Origin of the sequence: Micromonospora sp. MA102 (assembly GCF_025460765.1) — a bacterium.
Lineage (GTDB): Bacteria > Actinomycetota > Actinomycetes > Mycobacteriales > Micromonosporaceae > Micromonospora > Micromonospora halotolerans.
This window is the reverse complement of the sequence record NZ_JAMWEG010000001.1, coordinates 433126-449814: the sequence shown is the minus strand read 5'-3', so window position 1 is coordinate 449814 and position 16689 is coordinate 433126. Positions and strand designations below refer to the sequence as shown.

Sequence of the window (16689 nt, the reverse complement as noted above, 5' to 3'; positions counted from 1 at the left end):
CGGGCCGGTTGACGGCGGTGCCGCACCGACCGGGGCGCACCATAGATACATGACGCATCCCACCCCCGTGTCCGGGGCGCGGCCGGCCGCGCCGTCCGCCGCCGAGCGGGCGTACCGGCACCTCAAGCGGGCGATCCTGGAGCAGGTCTACCCGGGCGGGCTGCTGATCAGCGAGGGGGAGATCGCCGAGGCGACCGGCGTGTCCCGGACGCCGGTCCGGGAGGCGCTGTTGCGCCTGGAGGCCGAGGGCCTGGTGAAGCTCTACCCGAAGCGGGGGGCACTGATCCGGCCGGTCTCCGCCCGGGAGATCGCCGACGTCGTCGAGGCCCGCCGCCTGGTCGAGCTGCACGCCGCCGAGCGGGTCTGGCCGCGCCGGGCCGCCATCCGCGACGAGCTGGCCCGCCGGCTCGACGAGATGCGTCGGGCGCACGCCGCCGGCGACGTCACCGCGCTGATGGCCGCCGACCGGGCCTTCCACGCCACCGTCGTGGAAGCGGCCGGCAACGAGATCCTCGCCGAGCTGTACCACCGGCTGCGCGACCGGCAGCTGCGGATGGGTGAGGCCAGCTTCCGGCTCTCGCCCGGCTGGGCCGAGGTGGCCCTCACCGAGCACGCCGGCCAGCTCGCCGCCCTCGACGGCGACGACCCGCGGGCCTGGCTCGACGCGGTCGGCGCGCACATCGACAACGCCGCGACCGTGCTGCGGACGCTGCGGTGACCGCCGCCGTCCGTACCGTCGCGCCGCGCCGGTCCGCCGCCCTGGTCTTCGCGGTGGCCGTCACCGCGTACGTGACCGCGGTCTTCCACCGCAGCTCGCTCGGCGTCACCGGGGTCGACGCGGCGGACCGCTTCCACATCAACGCCGCCGCCCTGGCCACCTTCAGCGTCGCGCAGCTCGCCGTCTACGCGGCCATGCAGGTGCCGGTCGGGGTGCTGCTCGACCGGTTCGGCTCGCGCCGGCTGCTGCTGGCCGGCGGCGCGCTCATGGTGGCCGGGCAGCTCTGCTTCGCCGTGGCCACCGACGTCCGGCTCGCCGTCGCCGCCCGGGTGCTGGTCGGCCTGGGCGACGCGATGACCTTCATCAGCGTGCTGCGGATCGTGGCGTTCTGGTTCCCGGGCCGGCGCAACCCCCTGCTGGTGCAGCTCACCGGCACGATCGGGCAGCTCGGCGCGGTGCTCGGCGCCGTACCCCTGGTCGCGTTGCTGCACCACACGGGCTGGACGCCGGCGTTTCTCACCGCGGCGGCGCTCGGCGCGACCGTGCTGCTGGTGGTGCTCGTCGCGGTCCGCGACACCCCGCACGCGGAACACACCACCGCGCCCGCGCCCGACCTGACCGCGGTACGCCGGCAGCTCGCCGACGCCTGGGCCCAGCCCGGCACCCGGCTGGGCCTCTGGACGCACTTCGTCACGCAGTTCTCCGGGTCGGTGTTCGCCCTGCTCTGGGGCTACCCGTTCCTGGTGCAGGGCCAGGGCTTCTCGCCCACCGCGGCGGCCGGCCTGCTCACCCTGATGACCGTGGTGACCCTGGTCTGCGGGCCGGTGATCGCGCACCTGTGCGCCCGGCACCCGTTCCACCGCTCCGCCGTGGTCTTCGCCATCACCGCCGGCACGGCCGCCGTCTGGGCGGTGGTGCTGGCCTGGCCCGGCCGCGCCCCGCACGGGCTGCTCGTGGCCCTCGTGGTCGTCCTCGCGGTCAACGGCCCCGGCTCGGTGATCGGCTTCGACTACGCGCGCACCTTCAACCCGGTGCACCGGATCGGCAGCGCCACCGGCATCGTCAACGTGGGCGGGTTCGTCGCCTCGATCCTGCTGATCCTGGCGGTCGGCGTGGTGCTCGACCTGGCCACCCCGGCCGGCCGGAGCACGCCGCCGCTGTCGGCGTTCCGCTGGGCGTTCGCCGTGCAGTACCTGCTCTGGGGGCTGGGCGCGGTGCAGGTGCTGCGCTACCGCAACGCGGCCCGCCGCCGGTACGCCGCCGACGTCCTGCGGCTGCCCGCCGGCGCGGTGGGGAGCCCGGTCACGTGAACCGGCGCTTGTGGGCCAGCGAGTCCAGCATCAGCGTCAGCCCGGCGGCCGCCAGCCAGCTGTCCTTGGCCAGCCCGATGCCGGCCTGGGTCGGCTTCAGGCTGTTCCCCTCCCGCATCCCGGGTGTCTTCAGGTAGAGCTGCACCAGGCCGAGCCCGAAGGCGGTCAGCCCGGCGCCGGCCAGCAGCGACGGCACGAACGGGACGACCAGCGCGGCGCCGAGCGCGATCTCGGCACGGGAGAGCAGCTTCGCGAACTGGTCCGGTGGGAACTGCCGCAGCTGGGGCATCGCTCCCACCGCCATGCCGTGCATGCCGGCGGCGGCCTCGCCCTCCAGGGACCGCTTGGACAGCCCGGAATTCAGGAAGAACGCGCCGATGGTGAGCCGCAGCGGCGCATGGGTCAACTTCATGATCACTCCCGTCGGTGCCGGACAACCGGGCCACCGCGTACCCGGCGACGCGCCGGATAACCCGCCGGACGGCGGTGGGCCGCGCACCGTGATCAGCGGTAGGTTTCGACGCACAGCGAACGCAGGGGGCACCGTGAGCGCGAGGAGCGAGCCGGGTCTGCGAGCCCCGCAGTCGCGAACGAAGGAGGCAGAGTGAGCCAGGAAGTCCGGGGAGTCGTTTCGCGGCGCAAGGGCGCGCCCGTGGAGGTCACCACCATCGTGGTGCCCGACCCGGGGCCGGGCGAGGCGGTGGTGCGCGTCCAGTCCTGCGGGGTGTGCCACACCGACCTGCACTACCGCGAGGGCGGCATCAACGACGACTACCCGTTCCTGCTCGGCCACGAGGCGGCCGGCATCGTGGAGCAGGTGGGGGAGGGGGTCACCGAGGTGGCCCCCGGCGACTTCGTGGTGCTCAACTGGCGCGCGGTCTGCGGGCAGTGCCGCGCGTGCCGGCGGGGCCGCCCCTGGTACTGCTTCAACACCCACAACGCCGCGCAGAGGATGACGCTCACCGACGGCACCGAGCTGGCGCCCGCGCTGGGCATCGGCGCGTTCGCCGAGAAGACCCTGGTGCACGCGGGCCAGTGCACCAAGGTCGACCCGTCCGCCCGGCCCGCCGCCGTCGGCCTGCTCGGCTGCGGCGTGATGGCCGGCCTGGGCGCGGCCATGAACACCGGCAACGTGACCCGGGGCGACTCGGTCGCGGTGATCGGCTGCGGCGGGGTCGGCGACGCGGCGGTGGCCGGCGCGACCCTGGCCGGCGCGACCACCGTCATCGCCGTGGACACGGACTCGCGGAAGCTCGACTGGGCGCGGAAGTTCGGCGCCACGCACACCGTCAACGCCTCCGAGGAGGACCCGGTCGAGGCCATCCGCGCTGCGACCGGCGGGTTCGGCGCCGACGTGGTCATCGACGCGGTCGGCCGCCCGGAGACCTGGAAGCAGGCCTTCTACGCCCGCGACCTGGCCGGCACCGTCGTGCTGGTCGGCGTACCGACGCCGGAGATGCGGATCGAGCTGCCGCTGCTCGACGTCTTCGGCCGCGGCGGTGCCCTCAAGTCCAGCTGGTACGGCGACTGCCTGCCCAGCCGCGACTTCCCGATGCTCACCGAGCTGTACCGGCAGGGCCGCCTCGACCTGGACGCCTTCGTCACCGAGGAGATCGCCCTCGACCAGGTCGAGGAGGCGTTCACCCGGATGCACCACGGTGACGTGCTCCGGTCCGTGGTGGTCTTCCCGTGACCGCCCGCGTCGACCACACCGTCACCTCCGGCACGTTCTCCCTCGACGGGCAGACCTTCGACGTCGACAACAACGTCTGGGTGGTCGGCGACGACGAGGAGTGCGTGGTCGTCGACGCGCCGCACGACGTCGCCGCCATCCGCGCGGTGGTCGGCGACCGCCGGGTGGTCGCCGTCCTGGCCACCCACGCGCACGACGACCACGTCCGGGTCGCGCCCGAGCTGGCCCGGGCCACCGGCGCGCCGGTGCTGCTGCACCCGGCCGACCGGGTGCTCTGGGACCTGGTCCACCCGGACACCCCGCCCGACGGCGAGCTCACCGACGGGCAGACCGTCGAGGTCGGCGGCACCACCCTCCGGGTGCTGCACACCCCGGGCCACAGCCCGGGCGCGTGCAGCCTCTACGCCCCCGACCTCGGGGCGGTCTTCACCGGGGACACCCTCTTCGCCGGCGGTCCCGGCGCCACCGGCCGCTCCTTCAGCGACTTCGGCACCATTGTGGAGTCGATCCGCACCCGCCTGCTCACCCTGCCGCCGCAGACCGTGGTCCACACCGGGCACGGCGACGACACCAGCATCGCCGCCGAGGCGCCCCACCTCGACGAGTGGATCGCCCGGGGGCACTGAGCCGACCGCCCGGCCGGGTCGCGGCCCGGCCGGGCGCCGCCGGCCTCAGCGCTCGCCGTCGAGCACCGGCTTGACATCGAGTACGGGCGTGCCGTCGAGCGCCTCCAGGTCGGCCACCCGCAGCCGTACGCCGTCCACGGCGAGCACCCGCACCCGGTGCAGGCCGATCGGGTTCGGCCGGTGCGGCGAGCGGGTGGCGAACACCCCCGTCTCCGGCCGGGACACGTCGCCGCGCGGGTGCACCGCGAGGACGTCCCGCCGGGCCCGGTCCAACCAGGTCAGCACGAGCACGTCCGCGCCGGGCCGCAACCCGTCCAGCGCCGGCGCGTACGCCTCGTCGAAGACCAGCCACGCCTCCGGGGCGCCCTCGTCGCCCTGCTTCGGCGCCGCCGCCGCATCGGTCAGGGGCGACTCGACCCGGCCGACCGCACACAGTGTCTGTTCGCTTCCCGTCACGGGACCTCCCGGAGCATGTGCAGCCGGACCGTGGTGCCGGCCGCGGTGGTGTGCAGCAGCACCAGGTCGCACAGGGCGTGCACGATGACCAGCCCCCGCCCGCCGATGCCGTCGTGCGCGGGGGTGAGCCGGCCGGCGAGCGGATCGGCCAGCCAGCCGTCGTCGTGGATCTCGCACACCAGGTGCCGGTCGGTGCGCCACGCCTGGAGGGTGCCGGCGCCGCCCGCGTGGGCCACGCTGTTCGTCGCCAGCTCGGTGACCGCGATCTGCAGGTCGGCCACCCGGTCCGCGGCCAGCCCGGCGGTGAGCCCGTGCTCGGCGACGAACCGCCGGACCTGCGGCAGCGTCGCCAGGTCGTAGCGGAGCACCGCGACCTTCTCGGCGGGGGTGGGCAGCGGCTTGTTGTGCCGCTCGGTGACCGCCGTCGGCGCGTAGCCGGCGATGCGGCGGCACCCACCGCCGTCGACCAGCAGCGGGTGCGTGCAGCGCGCCTCGGCGAGCACGCCGGGATCGAGCCGGCCCGTGTCGTACGGGCAGAGGATGCTCGCCGCCCGGCCCGCGAAGGCCCAGTTGATCGCGGCCTCGTGCTGGGCGCAGGCCCGGTACTCCTCGGCGGTGCGACCCGCCCAGACCGGCTCGCCGATGATCCGGACCCGCCGCTCGGGATGCCGGTCGACGAACGCCTGGAGCACGCACGGGATGATCCGGCCCGGGTTGCGTCCCGCCTCGGTCATGTCGGCCCATCCGACGGCGTCACCGGTCGCGCCGAGCGCCGCGCGGATCAGCGCGAGCTGCGGGCCCGGCGTCGCCACCAGCACCGGATCGCCCGCGGCCAGTCCCTCCTGGACGAACGGCACGGTGACCGCCAGCAGGCTCGCGGCGTCGGTGTAGAAGGCCAGTTCGTGGCGGAAGCCGGCCGGTGCCGGCCCGGCGGGAGCGCTCACGCGGGCCGCCCCGGGGTCGGCGCGTCACCGAGCAGCTGCAGCAGCCGGTGCAGCGCCGGCCGGCACCCCACCAGCCGCACGCCGGTGGCGCTCGCCCGGTCCGCCCGGACGATGGCGGTGGCGGCGCCCGCGTCGGCGAAGCTCAGGTCGGAGACGTCCAGCACCGGCGGGGACCCCGCCGCCCGCTCGTCGGCCGTCACGTCGCCCAGCACCGCGGTGAACGCCTCCCGGTTGCTCCGGTCCACCTGCCCCACGAGCCGCACCCCCGGCGGGTCGGTCGTCCGGTACGCCCGCAGCAGCGGCGCCCAGGTCCGCGCGACGTGCGGACCGGCCGTGCCCGGATGGGCGGCGGCCAGGGCGCGCAGCTCGTCGGCCGGGAAGAGCCGCCGGTCGTACAGGCACAGGCCGGCGACCCGGGTGTCCAGGAAGAGCGGGTTGAGCGCCGTCTCGTACCGGCGCAGGTCGTCCAGGGTGGTGCCGCTGCGCAGCACCCACGCCATGTCGCCGGCCAGCCGGATGCCCGGGTAGCCCTCGTGCCGCGCGCGGTCGACCTCGTCGACGACGACGGCGACCATCGTCTCCGGTGCCGGCCGGCCGCCGGTCGGGTAGGCGTCCGCGGCCGGCACGATGCGCAGTTGGCCGGAGGCCACAGCGGTTTCGGTCGGCACGCCGACGGCGTCGACGCGGGCGCGCACCGCCTGCGGCGGGGAGGTCTCGGTGAAACAGACGACCTTGTGACCGAGCCGCAGGCCGGTGGCGGCGAAGCGGCCGACGACGTCGAGCGCGACATTCTCGTCGTCGTGCGTCCAGCAGACGTGGTCACCCAGGTGGACCTGGTCGACCACGGTGGTAGCAGTCACGGTGCTGGCCTCCCGGTCGGCGCGCCCCTCACTGTAGCCCGGCCCGGGCGCCGACCGAGCCCGCCGTGATCCGCTTGTCGACGGCGGCGTTCCGGGGTAACCTGCCGATGGACCCGGATGCCGGCGCGATCACGCCACCCGGGGCCCACTCCACCGAGCTGACAGCTCATCCGGCGACACGTCGCCGATCCGGCCGCGAACACGCCGCCACCGCGTCCTGGCTCGCCCGACTCGGGCCTCCACGCGAGTGAACCCGGCCATCGGTTCCCGCGCCGCCCGGCGGCCCGCCCGCCGGCTGTGCCTCCGGGCCTCAGGTCGGCGAGTCGCTTCCCGCCGTCTCTGGCAGGCCGCTCCGGCAGAACGTCCCACCGGCGCCCAGGTCGGTGCGGCCACTCGGCCCGCGCCTTCGCCGCGCTTCCCGCGGTTCGCCCCGCCCGTCGACGACCCGGGCCCGCACCCGTTCGTGGACACGGTGGCCGGGCCCGCATCCCTCACCTCGCGCGCAGAACGAGCCGACGCTCTCTTCTCCTTCGCCGTCCCGATCGGGACGGCCACGTCTCGAAAGGCACCCCATGACCGACACCTCCGCGCCGCTCCCGGTGAGCGGCATCGTCGACACGGTCGACGACCACGCACTGCTCCGGGTGGACGGCTACCTGCCGTCCACCGCCGACGCCCACCTCAGCGCCGGCCAACTGCGCCGGTACGGCCTGCGCCGCGGTGACCTCGTCACCGGTGCGGTCGCCGCCACTCCCCAGCGGGGCCGGCACGCCCCGCTTCTCCGGGTCGACACCGTCAACGGGACGCCCCCGGAGCAGGCTCGCCGCCGCCCGGACTTCCACCGCCTCACACCCGTCCACCCGCACCAGCGGATGCGGCTGGAGACCGAGCCGCACATCCTCACCACCCGGGTGATCGACCTGGTGATGCCGATCGGCAAGGGCCAGCGGGCGCTGATCGTCTCGCCGCCGAAGGCGGGTAAGACGATGGTGCTGCAGGCGATCGCGAACGCGATCACCCGCAACAACCCGGAGTGCCACCTCGTGGTGGTGCTGGTCGACGAGCGGCCGGAAGAGGTCACCGACATGCAGCGGTCGGTGAAGGGCGAGGTCATCGCGGCCACGTTCGACCGTCCGCCGCAGGACCACACCACGGTGGCGGAGCTGGCGATCGAGCGGGCGAAGCGCCTGGTCGAGCTGGGCCACGACGTCGTCGTGCTGCTCGACTCGCTGACCCGGCTCGGCCGCGCCTACAACCTGACCGTCCGCTCGGCCGGCCGCACCCTCTCCGGCGGCATCGACGTGGCCGCGCTCACCCCGCCCAAGCAACTGCTCGCCGCCGCCCGCATGGTCGAGGAGGGCGGTTCGCTGACCGTCGTCGCCACCGCACTGGTCGACACCGGGTCCGCCGCGGACAACCTCATCTTCGAGGAGTTCAAGAGCACCGGCAACGCCGAGCTGAGGCTGGACCGCGCGCTGGCCGAGCGGCGCACATTCCCCGCCGTCGACGTGCGGGCCTCCGGCACCCGCCGGGAGGACCTGCTGCTCACCGGGGTCGAGCGGGACCGCCTGCGGGCCCTGCGTTCCGCGCTGTCCACCCTGGACCGCCAGGCGGCGCTGGACCAGCTCCTCCACCAGCTCGCCGGCACCGGCGGCAACGCCCACTTCCTGGCCCGCCTCGGCGCCGCGACCCGCGGCTAGGATCTGTGCCCATGGACGCTCCCCGGGCCGACGGACCGCCGACCGTACGCCAGTTGCGCCTGGTCGTCGAGGCCGAGGACTACGACACCGCGGTCGCCTTCTTCCGGGACGCGCTGGGCCTGCCGGAGCAGGCCGCGTACTCCGGCGGCGACGGCGCCCGGGTGGTGATCCTGGAGGCGGGCCGGGCCACCCTGGAGCTGGCGAATCCCGCGCAGAAGCGGCTGATCGACGAGGTGGAGGTCGGCCGGCAGGTCGCGCCCCGCCTGCGGGTGGCGTTCGAGGTGGACGACAGCCGGGCGGCCGCCGAGCGTCTCGTCGCGGCGGGCGCCACCGAGGTCGCCCCGCCGACGGTCACCCCGTGGCAGTCGCTCAACGCCCGCCTCGACGGCCCGGCGGGCCTGCACCTCACCGTCTTCCAGGAGCTGCGCAGCCCCGCGGAGCGGGAGGCCCTGGACGGGTTCGGCACCGACAGCTGAGAATCCGCGTGGCGTTCCGCCGGTGGGTGCGGCGATACTTCGGCGCGTGCCCGACGTGACGTTGACCCCCGCACAGGCCGCCGCCCTCCGGCACGTCCGCGAGGTCGCCCTCCGCGACCGGCCCGCTGCGCTCGCCGTCATCGCCCGGCACCTCGCCGGCTCCGGCGCCGCCTACCACGCGGAGGAGATCGTCGCCGCGGTGGCCGCCCACGGCCGGCTGACCCTCAACTTCCACCCCGACCGGCTGCTGCGCGACGGCCGGACGGTGGCCGAGGCGCTCGACCAGGAGGGCGTCTACCGCAGCCAGTTCGAGACGGGCGTCTCCAACGGCGGCCTGACCGCCTTCCCCGGCGGCGACCGGGACCGTTGGGAGGAGAGGCTGTTCGGCGGGGCGTACCAGCGGCCCGGTGTGCCCCCGGCGGAGCGGCCGAAGTACGGGGGCCTCAACCTGCTCGACCACCCGGACGGCGCCTGCCCCCGGTTCGGCTCCTGCCACCTGCGGCTGCGGCCCGCCGCGCTCGCGCGGGCCACCTTCAGCTTCGGGGACAGCCACACCGAGCCGAAGGACCTCGGCACCGTCACCGTGTTCGAGCCCGTGCTCGCCGCGCTGCTGGCGGCCACCGCCACGACCGGGACCAGCCTCGGCGTGGCCGGCATGGGCACCGGCACCCTCCTGCGGACGCTGCTGCGCCGCCGGGAGCGGGCGTCCGACGCGGCCGGCCGGGCGCTGGACGACTACATCGAGGCGCAGCTGCACGGTGAGCTGAGCCTCGCCCGGGACGTCGAGGCCGTGGTGGTGGACCCGTCGTTCCGGGGCACGAAGGAGGGGCGGATCCTCGCCGGGGTCGCCCGGCGACACGGCTTCGCGCTGTGCTGGCACACCGGGTTCGAACTGCCGGTCGACGGTGTCGACGCCGAGTTCCGGGGGCCGGACATCCCACCGCTCGCCGCCCGCGTGCACGCCGAGTTCGCCCGCCCGGGGGAGCCGGTGCACGCCGCGCTGATCGGCCGGGCCGCCGCCTCGGTGGTACGCGAGCCGCACCGCTGGGCCGACCGCGGCCCGGTCGAGCTGACGCTGCAGCACCTCAAGCAGCTCTGGCACGTCCTGGTCCGGTTCGGCGTACCCGCGGCCGGCTAGGCCGTTTCCGCCCGCACCGTCCCGCGCCGTCGCGGCCGTCCCGAATCCGGGGTGACCTGGACCGCAGCCGCTGCAGGCCCGGGCATTTCCGGAAATGCCCGACACGGCGAGCTGGTTGTGTCCCCCGTACCGCCGGAACCCAAACCCGTACCGGCGAGTAGTTCCCCCGAGGGGCGCTCACCCCGGAGCGCGTCGTGACGATCGAAAGGGCAACCATCGTGAAGCAGCACTTCACTCGATGGCTCCCCGCCATCGCGAAGACCGCCGCGGCAACGACCGCCATCGCCAAGACCGCCGCCGCGAGGACCGCCGTCGCCGCCGGCCCCAACCGCCGCACCGCGCTGACCGTGGCGGGCGTGGCCTGCCTGGGCGGCCTGGCGTTCGGCCCCACGGCCGTCGCCGCCCCGGTGACCAGCGGCCCGCACGCGGGGGCCCTGGCCGCCATCGACCTGGCCACCGGCAAGAAGACCGGCACCGAGACGGTGAAGTCCGGCCTGACCACCGGCAGTGACAAGGTCCCGACGAAGGCCGACCGCCCCGACCGGGAGAAGCTCATCCCGCGCGGCGTCGAGGGCGCCCAGTCGCGCATCCCGCTCGACGACGCGCAGCTCGACAACGCCAAGGCCATCGTGACGGCGGCCAAGGAGACCGGCGTGGGGGAGCGGGGCGCCGTGATCGGCGTCGCCACCTCCCTGCAGGAGTCGAAGCTGTACAACCTCGGTCACCTCGGCACGTACAACGACCACGACTCGGAGGGCCTGTTCCAGCAGCGCCCGTCGTCCGGTTGGGGTACGCCCGACCAGGTCACCGACCCGGACTACGCCAGCAAGGCGTTCTTCAACGCGCTGAAGAACGTCGGCGGCTGGCAGGACCTGCCGCTGACCGCCGCGGCCCAGACGGTCCAGGTGTCCGCCTTCCCGTACGCGTACGCGCAGTGGGAGGAGCAGGCGGCGGACATCGTCCAGCAGCTCTGGTGACGACACCCGCGAAGCGGCCGGCCCTCGGACAGGGGGCCGGCCGCTTCCGTCTGCCCGATGATCCCCCCGGCCCCGGCCCCGGCCCCGGCCCGGCTTCGATTGTGGGGTGAATGTCCGGTTCGCGCGGTGCCTCGGCCGCTGAGTGGAACGCCGTGGGTGTCTCCGGAGCCGGGATACACCCGTGACGTTCCACCGACCGTTCCGGCATGGGCGGGTTGTCCGGTTCGCGGGGTGACCGGCGGCATCCCGGCGGCGGAATGGCCGGCCGGTGGGGGTCGTTATACCCGGTGAACGACCGAGGACCACGCCCCGCCCGACGGGGTGACCGGCCTCCGCGACCGCCCGCCGACCCGGGTGCACCCCGGGAATGGTGGTGGCCGGCCGGTCGTTGTACATGGTCCCGGCGCGACGAAGAGGCCCCCCGCCCCGTCCGCCTGGATGATCCCCCTAAGACTTTCTTGAGCGCCTGACGTGGTGCTTGCGCACACCCCCCAGCCGGCCCCCGTCGGTGCGTGTGCGCCAACCCCCGAATGGAGCTACCCCCATGAACACGATGCTGCGTAAGAGCGTGCTGGGTATTGCTGGTCTGGCCTTCACCGGTGGCGTCTTCGCCGGTCCGGTCGCCGCCCACGCCGACGCCCGTCCCGTCGAGGGCAAGCCGGCCGCGGTGGCGACCGTGCAGGGCGCCCAGTCGCACATTGACCTGAACGACGAGCAGACCGCGAACGCCAAGGCGATCATCGCGGCGACGAAGAAGGCCGGCCTGCCCGAGCGGGCCGCGGTCATCTCGATCGCCACGAGCCTGCAGGAGTCGAAGCTGGAAAACCTCGGCCACCTGGGTGACAAGAACGACCATGACTCGCTGGGCCTGTTCCAGCAGCGCCCGTCCAGTGGTTGGGGCACGCCGGAGCAGATCACCGACCCCGAGTACGCGACCCTGGCGTTCGAGAAGGGCCTCAAGCAGGTCGACGGCTGGGAGACCATGCCGCTGACCGAGGCCGCGCAGACCGTGCAGGTGTCGGCCTACCCGGACGCCTACGCCCAGTGGGAGCAGCAGGCCACCGACATCGTCCACCAGCACTGGAACAGCTGACCCGAACAGAACCACCGCTGGCCGGCACCCCGAAACACGGGGGTGCCGGCCAGCGGCGTATCCGGACCTTGGTGAGTTGTCGTCGGCAGTCAACGGCAACTTGCCAAGATCGCGACAGCTCGGAAGCCCCGTCCGGGTGACGCGCAAGGGGTAATCGCGGTGCGGTCGGCCGGGGCGGGGGTTGGATGCGGGCATGGACGAGGTGGACGCCGCGGCGTTGCGGCGGGCGTACGAGGCGGTGCTCACGGAGGTGGACACGGGTGGGTTCGGGCCGCCTCCGGACGGGGAGTTGAGCGCCGAGCAGATCGTGGCGCACCTCGCCGCCAACGACGAGTTGATGAGTGAGGCGACCGAGGCGGTGCTGGTCGGATCGCCGTTCGCCTACTACGACCTGGAGACCATCCACCGGCCGCAGCTCGACGCGCTGGTCTCGGAGTGCGGCGGGCTGGACGGGCTGGCCGCCCTGCTCCGGGCCACCAGCCAGAAGCTCTGCGCCCTCGCCGACCGGCTGGGCCCGGCCGCCGAGACGCCGGTGGACACCGTGCTACGGGAGGGCTTCGACCTGGACGTGGACGAGTCCCTGCCCTGGGGCCGGGCCCTCGACCTGCACACCCGCGTCCACCTTCCCATGCACCTGGCCCAGCTCCGCGCCCTCCGTCGCCAACCCCACCTCGCCTGACCGCACCAGGCCGCGCCCGGACCGATCCGCGATGGGATCGGGCCGGGGGACCGCCGGGTCAGGGTGTGGGCGGAAGGTGCGGCGGTAGGCGGTCGGGGCGACCCCGACCCGGGAGTGGAAGTGCTGGCGCAGGGCGGCCGTGGTACCGAAGCCGGCGTGCCGCGCGATCTGGTCGACCGTCAGGTCCGTCGTCTCCAGCAGCACCCGGGCGTGCTCGGTGCGCTGCTGGAGCAGCCACTGTGCCGGGCTGAGCCCGGTCTCCGAGCGGAAATGCCGGGTGAAGGTGCGGACGCTCATCCGGGCGTGGGCGGCCAGCTCGCGCAGGGCGACCGGTTCGTGCAGCCGCTGCCGGGCCCACTCGCGGGTGGCCGCGGTACCGGCCTCGGCGGTCCGGGGGACCGGGCGCTCGATGTACTGGGCCTGGCCACCGTCGCGCCAGGGCGGCACCACGCAGCGCCGGGCCGACCGGTTGGCCACGGCGCTGCCGTGGTCGGTGCGGATGACGTGCAGGCAGAGGTCGATGCCGGCGGCCACCCCGGCCGAGGTGAGCACTTCGCCACCGTCGACGAAGAGCACGTCCGGGTCGAGGGCCACGTCGGGGTGCAGGCGGCGGAACCGGTCCGCGTACGCCCAGTGGGTGGTGGCCGGGCGGCCGTGGAGCAGGCCGGCGGCGGCCAGGACGAAGGCGCCGGTGCAGATCGACATGATCCGGGCGCCCCGGTCGTGGGCGGTGCGGAGCGCCGCCGCCACCTCCGGGTCCAGCGTCCCGTCGGTGAGGGGGGTGCCGCCGTGGATGCCGGGGACGATCACCGTGTCGGCGGAGTCCAGCAGTTCCAGGCCGTGGTCGGGGAGGACCTGGAACCCGGCCGTGCTGCGGACGGGTCGCCCGCCGGGGGTGCAGGTCTCGACGGTGTAGAGCGGTGGCGCGTGGTCGGCGGTGCGGGCGGTGCCGAAGACCTGGGCCGGAGCGCCGAGGTCGAGGCCGACCACCCCGTCGAGGGCGAGGACGGCGATGCGGTGCGGAGCCATGGCCCGATTATTGCGCATGATGGCTTTCCGGCCACTCGTCGTCGCGGTCCGCCCCGCCGAGACTCGGAGGGTGACCCGACACCGTCTGCATCCGGCCTGGCTCGTGGCCGGCGTCTCGTTCGTCGCGCTGGTCGGCGCGGCCGGCTTCCGCGCCACCCCGGGGGTGCTGCTGCACCCGCTGCACGCCGAGTTCGGCTGGCCGCTGGCCACCATCTCCGCCGCCGTCTCGGTCAACCTCATGCTCTACGGGCTCACCGCACCGTTCGCCGCCGCGCTGATGGACCGGTTCGGCATCCGCCGGGTGGTCGCGGGCGCGCTGGTGCTGGTCGCGCTGGGCAGCGCGCTGACCGTGGGGATGACCGCGAGCTGGCAGTTGATCCTCTGCTGGGGCGTGCTGGTCGGGCTGGGCACCGGCTCGATGGCGCTGGCCTTCGTGGCGACGGTCACCGGGCGCTGGTTCGTCAAGCGCCGGGGCCTGGTCACCGGCGTGCTCACCGCGGGCGGGGCGGCCGGGCAACTCGTCTTCCTCCCGCTGGTCGCCGTGCTGGTGCGCGACCACGGCTGGCGGGTGGCGGCGCTGGTCGTGGCCGGGGCCGCGCTGGCGGTCGTACCCCTCGTGGTGTGGCTGCTCCGCGAGCACCCGGCGGACCTCGACCTGCCCGCCTACGGCGCGACCGAGGTGGTGCCTCCGGCGCCGCCGGCCGGCGGGGCGGCGGCCCGGGCGGTCGGCGCGCTGGCCGCCGCCGCGCGGACCCGGCCGTTCTGGCTGCTGGCCGGCGGCTTCGCGATCTGCGGCGCGACCACCAACGGCCTGGTCGGCACCCACTTCGTGCCGGCCGCGCACGACCACGGCATGTCGGAGACCACCGCGGCGGGGCTGCTCGCCCTGGTCGGGCTCTTCGACATCGTCGGCACGGTCGCGTCCGGCTGGCTCACCGACCGGGTGGACAGCCGGCTGCTGCTCGGCGCCTACTACGCGCTGCGCGGCGCCTCGCTGCTGGTGCTCCCGAGCCTCTTCGCCGGCTCCGCCCGGCCGAGCATGCTGGTCTTCATCGTCTTCTACGGCCTGGACTGGGTGGCCACCGTGCCGCCCACCGTGGCGCTGTGCCGGGAGTGGTTCGGCGCGTCGGGGGCGGTGGTCTTCGGCTGGGTGTTCGCCGCCCACCAGGTCGGCGCGGCGCTCGCCGCGACCGGTGCCGGCCTGGTCCGCGACCGGCTCGGCGACTACGCCGCGGCCTGGTACGTGGCCGGCGCCCTGTCGATCGGCGCGGCCGGCCTGTCCCTGCTGCTGCGCCGCCGGGGCGACGAGCCCGCGTTCGCCCTCCCCGTGGCGGTGGGCCGCCGGGCCTGGAGCTACCGGGGCTGAGCGGTCAGCCGGCCGCCCACTGCTGCTCGGGGGCGCCGTTGCAGGGCGCCTGTTCGAGTTCGCTCCCGGCCTCGGTGGCCGCGCCGTCGACCTGCGCGCACTTGCCGCTGTGCACGGCGACCAGCAGCACCGGACCGGACCCGGTCGGCTGGAGCTTCCACTGCTGGTTGGCCTGCCCGTTGCAGGACCACTGCACCAGGTCCGTGCCGTCGTCGGTGCCCTGCCCGTAGACGTCCAGGCACTTGCCGCTGGCCGCGTTGACCAGGACGTAGGTGTCAGCGGCCACCGGGGTGACCACCCACTGCTGCTCCGGCCCGCCGGTGCAGTCGGCCAGCGCGGCGTGCGCACCCTCCGGGTCGTCGCCGGTCACCCCGAGGCAGAGGCCGGAGGGGATGCCGCGGATCACCTTCGGGGTGGCCACGGGAGCGGCCGGAGTGGTCGGCGCGGCGCTCGGCGAGGGTGCCGCCGTGGTGGGTGCGGCCGCCGTCGTGGCCGCGGCCGCGCTCGTCTCGCTCGCCGCCGGGGTCGGCTCGGCCGCCGCCGGCACCACCGGCTGGTCGCCCCCGCCGCCGAGCACGCCGGTGGCGAAGAACACCCCCAGGAGTACGCCGACCAGGGCGACGCCCAGCGCGATCCGCATCAGCGGGTCCTGCGGCAGCCGGCGGCGGGCCGGACGGCGGCCGCCGTAGACGGTGCCGGACGGATCGGGGCGCGGGTCTGCCATGGGGGCATCCTGACCCACCGGGACGGTCGGGAGCCAGTCGCCCCGGCGGCGGGGTGACTCAGTCGACGACCCGGACGTCCTTCCAGAACGCCACCCGGTCGCGCACCATCTCCGCGTCCGGCTTCGGGTCGGGGTAGTACCAGACGGCGTCCGGGCTGCTGGCGCCCGCGTGTTCGAGCGTGTAGTAGGAGGCGGTGCCCTTCCAGGGGCAGACCGTGTGGGTGTCGGAGTCGCGGATCAGGTCGTCGCGCAGGGCCGAACGGGGGAAGTAGTGGTTGCCCTCGACCAGCACGGTGTCGTCGCTCTCGGCGACGACCAGGTCGTTCCAGACGGCTTTCGGCATGCCCTCCACGCTATGCCGGCGGCCGGGCGCCGGCCACCGTTCAGCGGGCCGGCTCCGGATCGGTGACGTCCGCCACGGTCGCGTCGAGCGCGGTGAGGGCGGCGTCGGCGTCGACCGCGACGGCCACCCCGTGCTCGCCCGCGCCGAGGGTGATCTCCCGACCGCGCAGCCGCTCGTCGGCGACCACGGGCCAGGCGGTGCTGGCGCCGAACGGGGTGATGGTGCCCCGCTCGTAGCCGGTGGCCGCCCGGGCGGCCACCGCGTCCGGCATGGACAGGCGGCTCACCCCGAGCAGGTGGCGCAGCTTCGGCCAGGAGACGACCCGGTCGCCGGGGGTGAGCACGAACAGGTGGTCGTCCTCGCCGCGCCGGACCACGATCGTCTTGACCACGTCGGGGACCTCGACGCCGCGCGCCGCGGCCGCCTCGGTGAGGCTGCGCACCGGGCCGTGCCGGATCACCCGGTAGGGCAGGCCGGCGGCGTCCAGGGCGGCGAGCGCGGGGGAGGGCATGCCCGCCACGGTAACCCGTGGATCTCCGGCCGGCCTCGAAAAGGCC

Annotated in this window: 17 protein-coding genes and 2 pseudogenes; 11 read left to right on the top strand and 8 right to left on the bottom strand. The window is 74.8% G+C overall.

The genetic code is table 11. The features are described from left to right. Positions 1-49: 49 nt before the first annotated feature. Both NFX44_RS02155 and NFX44_RS02150 read left to right on the top strand, forming a co-directional pair. Entirely contained in the window at positions 50-718 is a 669-nt protein-coding gene (locus NFX44_RS02155) for a GntR family transcriptional regulator (RefSeq protein WP_262281759.1), read from the top strand. Further along, the gene (locus NFX44_RS02150; protein ID WP_262281758.1) at positions 715-2028 is read left to right on the top strand and encodes a nitrate/nitrite transporter; all 1314 of its coding nucleotides are present in this window, start codon (positions 715-717) and stop codon (positions 2026-2028) included. Before NFX44_RS02155 ends, NFX44_RS02150 begins: the two co-directional genes overlap by 4 nt. Here NFX44_RS02150 and NFX44_RS02145 read toward each other — a convergent pair. After that, positions 2021-2440 carry a hypothetical protein gene (locus NFX44_RS02145; RefSeq protein ID WP_262281757.1) on the bottom strand — a complete coding sequence of 140 codons (420 nt, stop codon included), beginning with the start codon at positions 2438-2440 and terminating at the stop codon, positions 2021-2023. The two genes, NFX44_RS02150 and NFX44_RS02145, sit on opposite strands and share 8 nt — an antisense overlap. A gap of 192 nt (positions 2441-2632) precedes the next feature. Here NFX44_RS02145 and NFX44_RS02140 point away from each other — a divergent pair, with 192 nt between their 5' ends. Together NFX44_RS02140 and NFX44_RS02135 are read left to right on the top strand one after the other, a co-directional pair. Continuing rightward, positions 2633-3721, top strand: a complete 1089-nt coding sequence (locus tag NFX44_RS02140) for an S-(hydroxymethyl)mycothiol dehydrogenase (protein WP_262281756.1) — start codon at positions 2633-2635, stop codon at positions 3719-3721. After that, positions 3718-4347: an MBL fold metallo-hydrolase gene (locus tag NFX44_RS02135; RefSeq protein ID WP_262281755.1), complete on the top strand. Its 630-nt coding sequence runs from the start codon at positions 3718-3720 to the stop codon at positions 4345-4347. The genes NFX44_RS02140 and NFX44_RS02135 overlap by 4 nt, the downstream gene beginning before the upstream one ends. A gap of 45 nt (positions 4348-4392) precedes the next feature. On the opposite strand, the gene tsaA is transcribed toward NFX44_RS02135, so the two are convergent. From tsaA to NFX44_RS02120, 3 genes are read right to left on the bottom strand one after another with little or no spacing between them, the layout of a single operon-like run. Next, positions 4393-4803 (bottom strand): tRNA (N6-threonylcarbamoyladenosine(37)-N6)-methyltransferase TrmO, encoded by a 411-nt coding sequence (tsaA, locus tag NFX44_RS02130; protein ID WP_262281754.1) that lies wholly within the window; start codon positions 4801-4803, stop codon positions 4393-4395. Continuing rightward, on the bottom strand, positions 4800-5747 hold the full coding sequence (locus tag NFX44_RS02125) for a sensor histidine kinase (RefSeq protein ID WP_262281753.1): 948 nt from the start codon (positions 5745-5747) through the stop codon (positions 4800-4802). The genes tsaA and NFX44_RS02125 overlap by 4 nt, the downstream gene beginning before the upstream one ends. After that, positions 5744-6607 (bottom strand): MEDS domain-containing protein, encoded by an 864-nt coding sequence (locus tag NFX44_RS02120; RefSeq protein ID WP_262281752.1) that lies wholly within the window; start codon positions 6605-6607, stop codon positions 5744-5746. The genes NFX44_RS02125 and NFX44_RS02120 overlap by 4 nt, the downstream gene beginning before the upstream one ends. A gap of 593 nt (positions 6608-7200) precedes the next feature. Here NFX44_RS02120 and rho point away from each other — a divergent pair. The 6 genes and pseudogenes from rho to NFX44_RS02090 form a co-directional block, all read left to right on the top strand. After that, positions 7201-8307 (top strand): annotated as a pseudogene (rho, locus tag NFX44_RS02115) (transcription termination factor Rho); the annotation flags it as partial. An 11-nt stretch (positions 8308-8318) separates the two neighbouring features. After that, positions 8319-8783 carry a VOC family protein gene (locus tag NFX44_RS02110; RefSeq protein ID WP_262281751.1) on the top strand — a complete coding sequence of 155 codons (465 nt, stop codon included), beginning with the start codon at positions 8319-8321 and terminating at the stop codon, positions 8781-8783. Positions 8784-8829: 46 nt separating this feature from the next. Next, a complete protein-coding gene (locus tag NFX44_RS02105) occupies positions 8830-9921 on the top strand; it encodes a DUF3626 domain-containing protein (RefSeq protein ID WP_262281750.1) in 1092 nt (363 codons plus the stop codon). A gap of 218 nt (positions 9922-10139) precedes the next feature. Continuing rightward, entirely contained in the window at positions 10140-10898 is a 759-nt protein-coding gene (locus NFX44_RS02100; protein WP_262281992.1) for a hypothetical protein, read from the top strand. Positions 10899-11442: 544 nt separating this feature from the next. Then, positions 11443-11991: a hypothetical protein gene (locus NFX44_RS02095; RefSeq protein ID WP_262281749.1), complete on the top strand. Its 549-nt coding sequence runs from the start codon at positions 11443-11445 to the stop codon at positions 11989-11991. Between the two features lie 202 nt (positions 11992-12193). After that, positions 12194-12670 carry a hypothetical protein gene (locus tag NFX44_RS02090; protein WP_262281991.1) on the top strand — a complete coding sequence of 159 codons (477 nt, stop codon included), beginning with the start codon at positions 12194-12196 and terminating at the stop codon, positions 12668-12670. A gap of 57 nt (positions 12671-12727) precedes the next feature. Here NFX44_RS02090 and NFX44_RS02085 read toward each other — a convergent pair. Next, a pseudogene (locus tag NFX44_RS02085) lies at positions 12728-13717 on the bottom strand (GlxA family transcriptional regulator); the annotation flags it as partial. 52 nt (positions 13718-13769) lie between these two features. Here NFX44_RS02085 and NFX44_RS02080 point away from each other — a divergent pair. After that, positions 13770-15065, top strand: coding sequence for an MFS transporter (locus NFX44_RS02080; RefSeq protein ID WP_262281748.1), 1296 nt, complete (start codon positions 13770-13772; stop codon positions 15063-15065). Between the two features lie 4 nt (positions 15066-15069). On the opposite strand, the gene NFX44_RS02075 is transcribed toward NFX44_RS02080, so the two are convergent. From NFX44_RS02075 to NFX44_RS02065, 3 genes are read right to left on the bottom strand one after another with little or no spacing between them, the layout of a single operon-like run. After that, positions 15070-15789, bottom strand: coding sequence for an RICIN domain-containing protein (locus NFX44_RS02075; RefSeq protein WP_262281747.1), 720 nt, complete (start codon positions 15787-15789; stop codon positions 15070-15072). Positions 15790-15847: 58 nt separating this feature from the next. Then, positions 15848-16132: a DUF427 domain-containing protein gene (locus NFX44_RS02070; protein WP_262281746.1), complete on the bottom strand. Its 285-nt coding sequence runs from the start codon at positions 16130-16132 to the stop codon at positions 15848-15850. Between the two features lie 40 nt (positions 16133-16172). Continuing rightward, positions 16173-16643, bottom strand: coding sequence for an aminoacyl-tRNA deacylase (locus tag NFX44_RS02065; RefSeq protein WP_262281745.1), 471 nt, complete (start codon positions 16641-16643; stop codon positions 16173-16175). Positions 16644-16689: the final 46 nt, after the last annotated feature.